The organism is Nonomuraea maheshkhaliensis (assembly GCF_039529435.1).
Taxonomy (GTDB): Bacteria; Actinomycetota; Actinomycetes; order Streptosporangiales; family Streptosporangiaceae; genus Nonomuraea; species Nonomuraea maheshkhaliensis.
The window spans coordinates 5,192-17,740 of record NZ_BAAAMU010000006.1 but is presented as its reverse complement, the minus strand read 5'-3'; the positions used below and the strand labels follow the sequence as shown (position 1 = coordinate 17,740).

General features: G+C 71.3%; 14 protein-coding genes. 6 read left to right on the top strand and 8 right to left on the bottom strand.

The features are described 5' to 3' along the window. Positions 1-171: 171 nt before the first annotated feature. The 3 genes from ABFX54_RS06010 (at position 172) to ABFX54_RS06000 (ending at position 2,224) form a co-directional block, all read left to right on the top strand. A complete protein-coding gene (locus tag ABFX54_RS06010; RefSeq protein ID WP_346102091.1) occupies positions 172-1,518 on the top strand; it encodes a hypothetical protein in 1,347 nt (448 codons plus the stop codon). Between the two features lie 89 nt (positions 1,519-1,607). Beyond that, positions 1,608-1,946: an ArsR/SmtB family transcription factor gene (locus ABFX54_RS06005; protein ID WP_346102089.1), complete on the top strand. Its 339-nt coding sequence runs from the start codon at positions 1,608-1,610 to the stop codon at positions 1,944-1,946. Positions 1,947-1,957: 11 nt separating this feature from the next. After that, the gene (locus ABFX54_RS06000) at positions 1,958-2,224 is read left to right on the top strand and encodes a hypothetical protein (RefSeq protein WP_346102087.1); all 267 of its coding nucleotides are present in this window, start codon (positions 1,958-1,960) and stop codon (positions 2,222-2,224) included. A gap of 15 nt (positions 2,225-2,239) precedes the next feature. On the opposite strand, the gene ABFX54_RS05995 is transcribed toward ABFX54_RS06000, so the two are convergent. From ABFX54_RS05995 to ABFX54_RS05985, 3 genes are all read right to left on the bottom strand, one after another. Further along, positions 2,240-2,602 carry a protein-tyrosine phosphatase family protein gene (locus ABFX54_RS05995; protein WP_346102368.1) on the bottom strand — a complete coding sequence of 121 codons (363 nt, stop codon included), beginning with the start codon at positions 2,600-2,602 and terminating at the stop codon, positions 2,240-2,242. A 261-nt stretch (positions 2,603-2,863) separates the two neighbouring features. Next, on the bottom strand, positions 2,864-3,007 hold the full coding sequence (locus ABFX54_RS05990) for a hypothetical protein (protein ID WP_346102085.1): 144 nt from the start codon (positions 3,005-3,007) through the stop codon (positions 2,864-2,866). A gap of 223 nt (positions 3,008-3,230) precedes the next feature. Further along, the gene (locus ABFX54_RS05985) at positions 3,231-4,106 is read right to left on the bottom strand and encodes an alpha/beta hydrolase fold domain-containing protein (protein WP_346102083.1); all 876 of its coding nucleotides are present in this window, start codon (positions 4,104-4,106) and stop codon (positions 3,231-3,233) included. 483 nt (positions 4,107-4,589) lie between these two features. On the opposite strand from ABFX54_RS05985, the gene ABFX54_RS05980 reads away from it, so the two are divergent. Continuing rightward, on the top strand, positions 4,590-5,375 hold the full coding sequence (locus ABFX54_RS05980; protein WP_346102081.1) for a class I SAM-dependent methyltransferase: 786 nt from the start codon (positions 4,590-4,592) through the stop codon (positions 5,373-5,375). A 3-nt stretch (positions 5,376-5,378) separates the two neighbouring features. Here ABFX54_RS05980 and ABFX54_RS05975 read toward each other — a convergent pair whose 3' ends face one another. From ABFX54_RS05975 to ABFX54_RS05965, 3 genes are read right to left on the bottom strand one after another with little or no spacing between them, the layout of a single operon-like run. Beyond that, positions 5,379-6,887: a tripartite tricarboxylate transporter permease gene (locus ABFX54_RS05975; RefSeq protein WP_346102079.1), complete on the bottom strand. Its 1,509-nt coding sequence runs from the start codon at positions 6,885-6,887 to the stop codon at positions 5,379-5,381. A gap of 20 nt (positions 6,888-6,907) precedes the next feature. Then, positions 6,908-7,369 (bottom strand): tripartite tricarboxylate transporter TctB family protein, encoded by a 462-nt coding sequence (locus ABFX54_RS05970; RefSeq protein ID WP_346102077.1) that lies wholly within the window; start codon positions 7,367-7,369, stop codon positions 6,908-6,910. Then, the gene (locus tag ABFX54_RS05965) at positions 7,370-8,401 is read right to left on the bottom strand and encodes a tripartite tricarboxylate transporter substrate-binding protein (protein ID WP_346102075.1); all 1,032 of its coding nucleotides are present in this window, start codon (positions 8,399-8,401) and stop codon (positions 7,370-7,372) included. A 173-nt stretch (positions 8,402-8,574) separates the two neighbouring features. Between ABFX54_RS05965 and ABFX54_RS05960 the strand changes: the two genes are divergently transcribed. Both ABFX54_RS05960 and ABFX54_RS05955 read left to right on the top strand, forming a co-directional pair. Further along, positions 8,575-9,258: a response regulator transcription factor gene (locus ABFX54_RS05960; RefSeq protein WP_346102073.1), complete on the top strand. Its 684-nt coding sequence runs from the start codon at positions 8,575-8,577 to the stop codon at positions 9,256-9,258. A gap of 6 nt (positions 9,259-9,264) precedes the next feature. Beyond that, complete coding sequence (locus ABFX54_RS05955) at positions 9,265-10,686, top strand: sensor histidine kinase (protein WP_346102071.1); 1,422 nt, start codon at positions 9,265-9,267, stop codon at positions 10,684-10,686. 81 nt (positions 10,687-10,767) lie between these two features. Here the strand turns inward: ABFX54_RS05955 and ABFX54_RS05950 are convergent, their stop codons facing one another. Both ABFX54_RS05950 and ABFX54_RS05945 read right to left on the bottom strand, forming a co-directional pair. Continuing rightward, entirely contained in the window at positions 10,768-11,727 is a 960-nt protein-coding gene (locus ABFX54_RS05950; RefSeq protein WP_346102069.1) for a TAXI family TRAP transporter solute-binding subunit, read from the bottom strand. Positions 11,728-11,783: 56 nt separating this feature from the next. After that, positions 11,784-12,380 (bottom strand): hypothetical protein, encoded by a 597-nt coding sequence (locus ABFX54_RS05945; protein WP_346102067.1) that lies wholly within the window; start codon positions 12,378-12,380, stop codon positions 11,784-11,786. Between the last annotated feature and the right edge of the window lie 169 nt (positions 12,381-12,549).

The window sequence follows — 12,549 nt, the reverse complement described above, 5'->3', positions numbered from 1 at the left end:
TCGTCGGCCGTTCGTCGGCCGTTCGTCGGCCGTTCGTCGGCCGTGGCGAGGTGCGGTGAGCGGTCGCGGAGGAATGGGATGAGCGGCCGTGGAGGGGCACAGCGAAACGGCCGATCACCTGAGCGAGATGTCCACTATTGTGGTGGCTCGGACACACGGAGGAAGCGGATCATGCTGGCCCATCGCGCCCTGGTGATCGCCATGTTGCCGGCGATCGGGCTGCGCGTGCTGACCGTGCTCGGTTTCCCTCCCGCCATCCTCTTCTACGGCGACTCCTTCGCGTTCCTGCGCGAGGAGCTGACGCCCGGAACGACGCGGCCGTCCGGATACTCCCTGCTCCTCGCCGTGCTGCGGCCCGCGCACAGCCTCACCCTGGTCACGGTCCTGCAGCACCTGCTCGGGCTGGCGCTCGCGGTCGCGGTGTACGCGCTGCTGCGCCGCCGCGGCCTGCCGGGCTGGGGCGCCGCGCTGCTGGTCACCCCGCTGCTGTACGACGAGTTCCTCCTGCTGCTCGAACACATGATCATGGCCGACGCGGTCTTCGTCGTGCTCGTCACGGCGGCCGTCACGCTCATCGTGTGGCGCGTCTCGCCGACCACGGCGGCCGTGGGCGGGCTGCTGCTCGGGCTGGCCGGGATCACCAGGACGGTCGGCCTGCCGCTGCTCATCCTGACCGCCGCCTACCTGCTGATCAGGCGGTACGGCTGGCGCCCCCTCGTCGCCCTGCTGATCGCCGGGGCGATTCCACTGGGCGCGTACGCCACCTGGATGAAGGTGGAGAAGGGCAAGTTCGGCCTGACCGAGGCCGACGGCAACTTCCTGTGGTCGAGGACCATGAGCTTCGCCGACTGCGCGGTGATCAAGCCGCCGGAACGACTGGCCGTGCTCTGCCCCGATATGCCGGTGGCGCAGCGGCCCTATCCGCCGCACTGGCTGTGGGAGAGCTTCTCGCCCCTGCTCAAGGTGCCGGGGGCGGCCAACCGCAACCAGCTGGCCGGCGAGTTCGCCAGGCAGGCCATCCTCGCCCAGCCCGGGGGCTACCTCGGGGCCGTCGCGACGGATCTCACCCAGTTGCTGCGCTGGGAGCGGACGGCCGTGGACGAGAAGACGCCGTACAAGCTGCCCGTCTCCGAGCGGCCCATCAGCGAGTCCGTACGCGGCGTGGCCGAGTCGTACGAGGCCGGGCCGGCCGCGACGCGGGTGGTGGAGCCGTTCGCCGGGTGGCTGCGGGCGTACCAGCGGTTCGGGTACGTGCCGTTCCCGCTGCTCATGCTGGCCCTGGTCGGCGCGCTGGTGGCGGCGCCGCTCCGGCGGCGCTGGGACGCGCTCCTGCCCGGGGTCGCCGCGCTCGCCCTGGTCGTCTCGCCGCCGTTCCTGGCCGCGTTCGACGTCCGGTACGTGATCCCGGCGATCCCGCTCGTGTGCCTGACAGTGGGGCTGACCTTCGCCGGCGCCCGGACCCCGTTCATCGGCCGACGGGCGGGGGCCGAGCAACGCGAACCGGCCGAGGTCGCGTAGCCACAACGCGAAACGGCGTGCTGGCATGCCTCCAGCAGCCGGTGTTACCGTTGCACCTGTCACAGCGCACTTACACGTGATGGGAACCTATGACGGAGGCCGGGCCGACAGGTGACGACCTGGTCGAGATGCTGGCGGCGCTGGCCAACCCCCTGAGGCTGCGCATCGTCGCGCAACTGGCCGCCGGACGCGACTACGTGAGCCACCTGGCCCGCGTGATCGGCATCAGCCGCCCGCTCCTGCACATGCACCTGCGCCGGCTGGAGGCCGCCGGTCTGATCGCCGGCAGCCTGGAGCTGTCGGACGACGGCAAGGCCATGAAGTATTACCAGGTCACCGACTTCAGCCTGCACCTGACCGCGTCGACACTGGCCGAGGCGGCCAAGTCACTCACCATCCCCGACCCCGCCGAGGGTCCCGGACGTTAGGAGCCCTCCCGATGCCCATGGCCTGGCCCGAGGTGATCTTCTTTCTCGGTGTGCTGATCCTCGTCACGTTTCTCATCAGCGTGGTCATCGTGGGCCTGTTCGAGTCCCGCAAGTCCAAGCTTCAAGCCGCTCAGACGGACGACCTGCGCCGGCTCGTGCAGCGCTTCGAGCAACTGGCCGAGAACACCATGGACGCCCAGCAGCGAGTGGCCGCCGACCTGGCGGAACTACGCGCACGCACCGCCACGATCGAGCAGATCTTACGGACGGTGGAGTAAGCCGAAGGCCGACGGTCAGGGGCGGCCGGGCCGGTCCGCGTCGAAGCGGGCCACGAAGCGGCGCTGCCAGGGGGTCTCGACGGCGTGCCTCGCGTAGTGCTCGCGGACGTAGGCCACCGCCTGGTCAGAGGGCACGCCGTCGAGCACGGCCAGGCAGGCCAGGGCGGTGCCGGTGCGGCCGCGCCCGCCGCCGCAGGCGATCTCGACGCGCTCGGACCCGGCCCGCTCCCACGCCTCGCGCAGGGCCTCGACGGTGGCCGCCCGGTCGGCGGGAAGCCAGAAGTCGGGCCAGCGTAACCACCGGTGCTCCCACTCGACCGGTGGCGGCGGCTTGCCCAGCAGGTAGAGGGCGAAGGCCGGCAGCGGCCCCGCCGTCAGCCCCTATCGCAGACCCCTGCCCCGGACGAGACGCCCCGAGGGCAGCCTCAGCACTCCCTCGGCAGCGGGTTCCCACGTCATGACCCGAGGCTAGCCCGCCCGCACGGCCCGCCCCCGGCCGTTCATCCCAGAGCGGACAGCGGACGGTCCCGTTCATCCCAGAGCGGAACCGAACCGTCCCAGCTCATCCCGAGGCGGACACCGCGCCGCCCCGGCCGGTCAGCGGTTCGACCGGTTCAGCCGGGCCGGCGAGCAGGCCGATCAGTGGGTACGGCCGGCCCGTCCTCGGTCGCGGCGGAAGATGCCGAACTCGGCGACGAGCCCCAGCAGGGCACCGCCGCCGAAGGCGATCAGCTCGTCCGCTCCGAGGGCGGGGTTCCGGTCCATCAGCAGCGTGACGAGCACGTTGCCGACGACGATCCCCGCGATGAGCAGGGCGATGAGCCGGACGGCCGGGACGACGGATGCCGGTCATCACTCATCAGGATGCCCTTTCCGGTGGGCGGAAGACTCTATATGTAGACAGCCCACTTGTCCCAAGACTGGGGCGAGCGCCCTGCCGGGAAACCAGTCCTGCCCGGGATCCAGTCCCGCTCGGGAGTCAGCCCTGCTCAGCGGAGTCCCTACGTCAGTGCCGCCCGGCCCACGCGGCCAGCCGGCTCAGGAAGGTCCTGGTCGTGGACAGGTGCTCGTCCTCGGCGACCAGCACGGCCGCGTGGAAGGCGTGCGGCATCCCCTCGTACACGTCGAGGTCCACCGGCGTGCCCGCCGCCGACGCCGCCTCGGCGAAGCGGCGTACATCCGGCAACAGGATCTCGTCGCCCCCGACCGACAGCAGGAGCGGCGCGAGCCCGCGCAGATCGCCGTAAGCGGGCGACTGCGGCGCCTCGTCGGGGCGGGCGCCGGCGAGGTACTGGACGGCGATCGGCTCCATGATGGACGGGTCGATCGAGTCGCGCCCGCCACCCTCGCCCGGCGCGGGGAACGAGGTCGCGAAGTCGGTGATCGGCGAGACGGGGACGGCTCCGCCGGGCATGGGAGCCCCGGCGGCGGCGAGCAGCAGCAGGGCCGACAGGATCAGCGTGGCGCCGGCCGACTCGCCGACCAGCAGGATCCGCCCGGCCGGCACCCCCTGGGCGAGCAGCCCCCGGTACGCGGCCAGCACGTCCTCGATCGCGGCCGGGTACGGATGGGCGGGCGCCAGGCGGTAGTCCACGGCGTAGACAGGGCGGCCGGTGGCCTTGGACAGGCGGTGAGCCATGATCCGTTCCATCGGCGGGTTGCTCATGGAGAAGCCGCCGCCGTGCACGTACAGGGTGACGCCGGCCTCCAACGTGCGGTCGCCGGCCGTGACCCAGGTGCCGGGCACACCGCCGACGGACGGCAGCACGGGGTCGAGGCTCGCGTCGCCGTCGAGCGACGGCGGGGCGGAGAACAGCCCGCTCATCTGGGCACGGACGCCGTCCGCTTCCTGCGGGGTGGCGGGGATGTGGGTGATGTTCATGAGAAGGAGGTCCTTTCGATCACCCGAGGCACGCGGGCACACAGGGCGCGCGGGCACACGGGCACGCTGAGATGACCGCGAAGAATCGCGGTGGGAAGGCCGAAGCCGCGAAAACGCGGTGAAAGAGCCGGTAACCGGGAAAGTGCGGTTATAGCCGGAAACGGCGCATCATCATCGCCCGGACAGCACGCACCGACCTGATCGGTACGCCGACAACACCTGACCGGTACGCCGACAACACCTGATCAGTGCATCGGAAAAGAGCCGGTCAACCGGGGGATGACGCGCGGGCGCCGAGTGCTCAGGCGCGACCTGTGACGTGTGAGTCCACGATGATCATCCCCTTGGTCAACGGTGCCGCCCACCCGCCGACGTCCTCCCGATCGGCGTCACACGACACGCCCGGCCATTGAAGCGGCGCCCGCCCCCGGCTGTCAACAACTCGCTCGACCGCGTACCGAGAAGATCGCTACGCTGTCGGCCATGCGGGACGGTGTCTATCGTTACAACGAAGAGCGCTGGCAGGCCCTGGTCGCGGCGGACGCCCTGTTCACCAGGCCCATGCTCGACCTCGACCAGCACAGCGCCCGCGCCTATCTCGGCCTCGAACGGCTGGGCCTGCCCGGCGACATGGAGGGCGCGAAAGTGCTCTGCCTGGCGAGCGGAGGCGGCCAGCAGTCCGCGGCCTTCGCCCTGCTCGGCGCCGACGTGACCGTCTTCGACATCTCCTCGGGCCAGCTCGAACGCGACCGCCAGGCCGCCGACCACTACGGCATCGTCGTCCGTACCGTCCAGGGAGACATGCGGGACCTGTCGGCCCTCGGCGGCTCCGCGTTCGACCTCGTCTGGCATCCGTACTCGCTGACCTTCGTCCCCGACGCGCGGGTCGTCTTCCGCGAGGTGGCCGGGGTCGTCGCCGAGGGCGGCCACTACTACCTGATGTGCGCCAACCCGTTCTACTCCGGGATCACCCACCACGCCTGGAACGGCGCCGGCTACACGCTCGACCAGCCCTACACCGACGGGGCCGAGACGAGCTACCCCGACCAGGACTGGGTCTACGAGCGCGAGCCCGGCGGCCGGGCCGTGCAGCGGCCCAGGGAATACCGGCAGACGCTGAGCCGCATCGTCAACAGCCTGGTCGCCGAGGGCTTCACCCTGCGCTTCCTGGCCGAGGTCGACGACGGCGATGCCGAGGCGGAGCCGGGGAGCTGGCACCATTTCATGGCGGTGGCTCCGCCGTGGCTGGAGTTCGTCTGGCGGCGTTGAGCACTACGACTCCTCCTCGGTGAAGACGACCTCGCGGCGCCGGCGGATCGCGGGCAGCACGGCGACGACGAGCGCCGCCACGGTCAGGGCCAGGAGCACCGCGGAGATCGGCCGGGTCAGGAAGACCGACGCGTCGCCGCGGGAGATGATCAGCGCCCGGCGCAGGTTCTCCTCCAGCAGCGGCCCGAGGACGAAGCCGAGCAGCAGCGGCGCCGGCTCGCAGCCGCACTTGATCAGGACGTAGCCGAGGAGCCCGAAGAAGACGATCGCGTAGACGTCGTAGGCGTTGAAGCTCAGCGAGTACGTGCCGATCGACGCGAACAGGATGATCATCGGGAACAGCACCTGGTACGGGATGTGCAGCATGCGCACCCAGATGCCGATCAGCGGCAGGTTCAGCAGCACGAGCAGCACGTTCCCGATCCACATCGACGCGATCAGGCCCCAGAACAGCGCGGGCTCGTCCGTGATGACGTTCGGTCCCGGGGTGATGCCGTGCACGATGAACGCGCCGACCATCAGCGCCATCACCGGGTGGGCGGGCAGGCCCAGGGTGAGCAGCGGGATGAACGAGGTCTGCGCGGCGGCGTTGTTGGCCGACTCGGGGCCTGCCACGCCTTCGATCGCGCCGCTGCCGAACTCGTGCCGCCGCTTCGAGATCCGCTTCTCGACGGCGTACGAGGTGAACGAGGCCAGCACGTGGCCGCCACCGGGCAGGACGCCGAGCGCGGCGCCGAGCCCGGTGCCGCGCAGGATGGGGCCGATGATCCTGCGCCGGTCCTCGCGGGTGGGCCAGAGGTTCTTCACCCGGCCGACGATCGCCGTGCGGGTCTGCTCGTTCTCCAGGTTGCGCAGGATCTCGGCCAGCCCGAACATGCCGACGGCGACGGAGACGAAGTCGATGCCGCCGTACAGTTCGCGCTGGTCGAACACGAAGCGGGGGGTGCCGGTGTAGATGTCCTGGCCGACGGTGCCGAGCAGGACGCCGAGCGCGATCATGGCCAGCGCCTTGAGCGCCGTGCCGCGGGCCAGCGCGATCGAGACGATCAGGCCGAGCAGCACCAGCGCGAAATACTCGGCCGGCCCGAACTGCAGCGCGACGCGGGCCAGCGGCGGGGCGGCGACGGCGAGCGCGACGGTGGCGATCGTGCCCGCGATGAACGACCCGACCGCGGCGGCGGCCAGCGCCGCGCCGGCCCGGCCCTGCCTGGCCATCTCGTGCCCGTCGAGCGCGGTGACGGCCGCCGACGACTCGCCGGGCAGGTTGATCAGGATGGCGGTCGTCGAGCCGCCGTACTGGGCGCCGTAGTAGATGCCGGCCAGCATGATCAGCGCGGTGACCGGCTCGAAGCTGAACGTGATCGGCAGCAGCATCGCCACCGTCGCCGTCGGACCGATGCCGGGCAGTACGCCGACCGCCGTGCCGAGCAGCACTCCCACGAAGCAGTAGAGGACGTTCTGGACCAGGAGGGCGGTGGAGAAGCCCAGGGCGAGGTTGTCGAGGAGTTCCATGCCTCAATCCGGAAGCCGCGTCAGAATCCCAGCCACGGGCCCACGAGCGGGATCCGCAACTGGAGTCCGACGACGAAGATGAGCGTGCTGGCCGCGGTCAGCCCGGCCGCCACGGCCACGGCCATGAGCGGACGTACGCGCGTGCTGGCCAGCGTGGTGAGCAGGGCCGTCACCGCCGACGTCGGCACGAACCCGAGGCCGCGTACGGTGAAGCCGAAGAACACGACCGCGACCGTGATGGCGGCGACCGCCCGCCACGGGACCGGCCCGAACGTGATCACCTCTCCGGCGACGAGGCCCTTGACCACGATGGCGAGGCCGAGCCCGGCCACGATCAGACCGACCAGCAGCGGGAAGGCTCCGGGGCCCATCCGCAGCGGGGTGCCCAGCTCGTAGCCGAGCGACCCCGCGACGAACGCGCCACCGATCAGGACGAAGATCCCCCCGGCGAGGACGTCGGGGAGAGACCGGCGGCGCTCCACTCAGGAGGCCTTCACGCCGGCGTCGGCGATGACCTTCGCCCAGGTGCCGAGCTGCTCCTGGAGCTTGGTCAGGTGCGCCTGCGGCGTCGCGTCCGCGGCCGGGACCGGGGCGGTGCCGAGCTTGGCCATCTGGTCGATGACCTTCTGGTCGGTCAGCGCCGCCTGCAGCGCCTCGGACAGCTTCTGGACGACCTCCTTCGGCGTGCCCTTCGGCGCGTAGAGACCGTGCCAGACGCTGACCTTGAGATCGGGCAGCCCGCCCTCGGTCGTGGTGGGCAGGTCGGGCAGGCTCTTGACCCGCTCAGGCGTGGTGACCGCGTACGCCTTGACCTCGCCCGCCGTGATCTGGCCGCTGGTGTTGGTGGTCTGGTCGCACATGAAGTCGACCTGGCCGCCGACGAGGTCGGTCAGCGCGGGCCCGGTGCCCTCGTACGGGACCTCCTGCAGTTTGACGCCGGAGGCGCTCTGGAAGAGCAGGCCGCACAGGTGGGAGGCGGCGCCGATGCCGGCGTTGGCCAGCGTGACCTTGCCGGAGTTCGCCTTCACGTAGGTGACCAGCTCCTGCAGGGTCTTGGGCTCGAAGTCCTTGCGGGCGACGATCGTCATCGGCACCTCGGTGACGAGGCCGATCGTCTCGAAGCTCTCGACCGGCTTGTAGCCGAGGTTCTGGTAGAGCGCGGGCGCCGTGGACATGCCGATGTGGTGCATCAGCACGGTGTAGCCGTCGGGGTCCGCGCGCGAGACCTCGCCGGCGCCGACGGTGCCGCCCGCGCCCTCGACGTTCTGCACGACGATCTTGCCGCCGAGCTTGGCCGCCATCGGGGTGGCGATCAGGCGGGTGACGGTGTCGGTCGGGCCGCCCGCGCTGAACGGCACCACGATCGTGATGTTCTGCTCCGGGTAGCCGGCGCCGGTCGCGGCCGTCGTGCCCCCGCCCGTGCCGCCGTTGCCGGAGCAGGCCGCGACGAGCGTGACCACACCGATCGCGGTGATCATCCGCGTGGCGGTCCTGTACCTGCTGAACGTTCTCATGTCGCGGCCTCCTCGTCAGCGCATGCGCATTTGTCGGTGAGTGCGCCGACTCAGTGTCGAATGGCGGGGGCGCGGATGGTGTCAGAGGAATCCCAAGGAATGTGCGAGATGTCAGAGAAATCCCAAGAACTCAGGGGCTAACGCCGGTGACGACGCGGGTCGTACAATCCGGTATGCGGATCACCATCATCGAGGATGACGACCGCGTGGCGCGGGGCCTGGTCACGGTCCTGGCTCAGGCGGGTTTCGAGGTCCATCGCCTGGCCACCGCGGCCGAGGCCGTGCGCGCCGCACCGTCCGACGTGGTCCTCGTCGATCTGGGCCTGCCCGACGGCGACGGGCTCGACGTGATCCGCAAGCTGCGCGACCGCCCCGAGACCGCCGTCATCGCCGTGACCGCCCGCTCGGAGGAGCACGAGCGGGTCCGCGGCCTGCGCGCCGGCGCCGACGACTACATCGTCAAGCCGTTCGGCATCCCCGAGCTGCTGGCCAGGATCGACGCCGTCCTGCGGCGCACCCGCGTGGCCCGCGCCCTGAGCCATCCCGACGAGCCGCTCGTCCTCGGCCCCATGCGGATCGGCGTCGGCACGCGCGAGGTCACCGTCGAGGACACGCCCGTGACGCTGACCCGCAAGGAGTTCGAGCTGCTCCTGCTGCTGGCCCGCCGGGCGCCCAACGTGGTGAGCCGCGACGTCATCCTCGACCAGATCTGGGGCGCGACCTGGGAGTCCTCCAGCCGCACCCTCGACACCCACATCGCCGCGTTACGCCACAAGGTCGGGCCCGCCGTCATCATCCGGACGATCCACGGGGTCGGATATCGGCTCCTGGCCGACCATCCGGAGCTGATCGGCTGACCTCCCGTGCATCGTCGCCTGCTGGTCGTCCTCGTGCCCCTCGCGGTGCTGCTCGTCGCCGCGCTCGGGGTGCCGCTCAGCGTCAGCGTGGCCGAGCGGGAGATCCAGGAGACGTACGTCGACCGGCTCAACGACGTCGGCAGGTTCGCCTCCCTGGCAGAGACCGCGCTTTCCACCGGCCGCACCGAGGCGCTGCACCGGGAGCTGGCTCGCTACCACGAGCTTTACGGCATCCCCGTCGCGGTCATCGACACCTCGGGCACGGTGCTGATCGGGCCGGTCGGCGCGTACCAGAAGGCGGCCAGGAACGAGCCCGCGCTGCCCCGCATCGTGACCGCGGCGCTGGCCGGGACGCGGCCGGAGCCGTCAGGCGACTGGACGCCGTGGGACGACTCCGCGCTCGTGGTCGCCGAGCCCGTGGGCCGCGACAGCGAGGTCGTCGGCGCCGTCGTGACCATCTCCGACCTGTCGAAGACCCGGCAGGGCATCCTCCTCCAGTGGGCCCAGCTCGCCGCGCTCGGCCTGCTCCCCCTGATCGCACTGACGGCCGTGGCCTGGCCGGTGTCGGCGTGGGTGCTGCGGCCTGTGCGCGAACTGGACGCGGCCAGCTCACGCATCTCCCAGGGCGACCTCACCACCAGGGCCGACGCCGAGGCGGGCCCGGTCGAGCTGCGGCGGCTGGCGGAGTCGTTCAACACCATGATGGACGCGGTCGAGAACGCCGTGCAGCGGCAGCGGGCGTTCGTCTCGGACGCCTCGCACCAGTTGCGCAACCCGCTGACCAGCCTCCGGCTCGCCGTCGAGAGCCTGGAGCCCCACCTGCGGCGGAACGGCGATGGGCGTCAGGTGTACGACGTCGCCGTGGACGAGCTCAAGGCGATGCAGCGGATGCTGAACTCACTGCAGGCCAGCGCCCGGATGGAGAGCATCAGGACGGCGTCACCCGTCGATTTGGACGCGGTGCTGGCGACCCGGGTGGAGCGGTGGCGGGCGTTGACGGCGACGGCGGGGCAGACCTTGACGGTCGAGGTGCCGGCCGGGTTGCGGCTGCTGGAGCCGCCCGGGGGGCTGGGCAGCATCCTGGACGAGCTGATCAGCAACGCGTTGCGGTTGTCGGACGCGCGGCTGGTTGCGGTGAGCGCCCGCGTCACCGGCGGGTCGGACTCTGGTGGGCGCGTGGAGATCGCCGTCCGGGACGACGGCCAGGGGATCGACGTGTCAGAACGGGCCCAGGCGGTGCGGCGGTTCTGGCGGTCGCCGCGGCATCAGAACGTGCCGGGGACCGGGCTGGGGCTGGCGATCTGTGCCGATCTGGTGGGGGCTGCCGGGGGTGAGCTGCGGCTGGAGGACGGCCTGCCTCGGCCCGGCGGGGACGGGCACGGCTTCGCGGCGGTCGTCGCGCTGCCGGTCGTGACCGAAACGGGCTGAGGCTGGTGGCTCATGGCTCGCGCTGGCCTCAGCGTTCGCGTTCAACGGTGATGGTCAGCGTCTGCGTTCAGCACTGAACGGTCAGCGTTTGCGTTCTCTGAACCAGGCGGCCGCGCCCGGGTGCAGCGGGGCCGAGGCGGTGGCGATCCCGGTGCGCACGTTGATCTGCCAAGCCTCCGGAACGGCCTCGGCCTCGTCGCGGCTGGCCGAGGTGATCGTGCGGGTGTGCGTGAAGATGGTGTCGGTGATGGCGTACACCAGGCCGGCGGGCAGATCGTCGCGGGCGAGCAGCACGTTCGGCACCGCCACGGTACGGGTGGCAGGCACGCCCGTGTAGGCGGTCGCCGGGATCATGGCGGGCGCGTACGGGCCGGGGAACGCCGTGAACAGCCCGTCCGCCTGCGCGTCCATCGGGATCAGCCGGATCGCGTGCCGCTGCGCCAGCTCCGTGATGGCCGGCGTCGGGACGCCGGTCAGGGAGAACATCGCGTCGATCGCGCCGTCGCGCAGCGCCGCCGCCGACTCGGCCTGGCTGAGGTAGCGGCTGTCCGTCTCCACCCGGCCGAGCCGCAGCAGCCGCAGCGAGGTGAACTCCGTGCCCGAGTCGCGGGCACCGAGGGAAATGCGCTTGCCCTGAAGGTCACGAAACTTCTCGATCTTCGACCCGGCCATCACCACCAGGTGCAGGTGGCTGTCGTACAGACGGCAGATCGCCGAGAGCCCGCGCGGCGCGCTGCCGTCGGCCGTGATCAGGGCGTCGAGGCTGGTCAGGCCCAGGTGCACCTCGCCCGCCCGTAACATCTGGATGTTGTCGGTGGACGCCCCGCTCGGGACGGTGACCACCGTGGTGCCGGGCACCTGCTCGGAGATGTGCGCGGCCAGCGCCCCGCCGATGCGCCGGTACACCGCGCCCGCCGGTCCGGTGGCGAGGCGTAAGTCGGTCACGCCGGCGGTGGAGCGCGGGGAGGAGCAGCCCGCGAGCACGCCTCCGGCGGCCAGCAGCACCGCCCGCCGGCTGAGCCGCGACCCTTCGCCCGCCATACGGACGGCCGCCTTCGCGCTCGCTCCGCCTGTCCTACGGACGGACATCTTCGCGCTCACTTCGTGAACCCGCCGGACCTGCTCCACCGCAACACGGACGATCCGCGCTTGAAGGTGATCTGGTTCCCGCCATCGCCCGCCGAGATCCGCTCCCAGCCGTCGAAGCTCCGCGTCAGATGGTGCGCCCACGTGCGCAGGTCCCCCACGCCCACGGCGGCGATCGACTCCATCGGCGGCTCGCCGTCCGAGCAGTAGACGCCGAAGTCCGCGATGGCCGCGACGGTCTTTCCGAAGGCCCGGAGCTCGATGCCCTGGCACGCCTCGGTCCTCGTGCCGTAGATCAGGCGCGGCCGCGTCCACGTGCCGGTCGGGCCGCTGGAGTGCTGCTCGTAGAGGCCCTTGCCGCGCCGATAGTGCATGGCCACCCGCCGGCCGTCGTCCAACTCGGCCATGGCGTTGTACGGATCGCCTTCGCCGTTCCAGCGAATGTCGCTCTTGCGCAGCCCGACATCGGCGGGCGGTGCGGAGGTGGCCGGCGCGGAGGGGGTCGTCGCGGCGGGCGTCGCCCGTACGCTCACAGGCTCCTGACCGCCGCACCCCGCCGCCACCAGCACAAGGACCCCGGCGAGCGCCAGAGGCTCGATCCTGTTCATTCCTGATCACCTTCGCTCTGTTCAGGGGCCGGACTCGCCGGGGCGGCGGCGTCGAGTGCCGGGGCGAGCGGCGACAAGGCGGCCCGCATCAGGCCGGGCAGCGAGCCGGACGGCACCACCAGCCCACTCGCCGACGCGCCGGCCGAACACAGCCAGGAGCGGGGCGCGA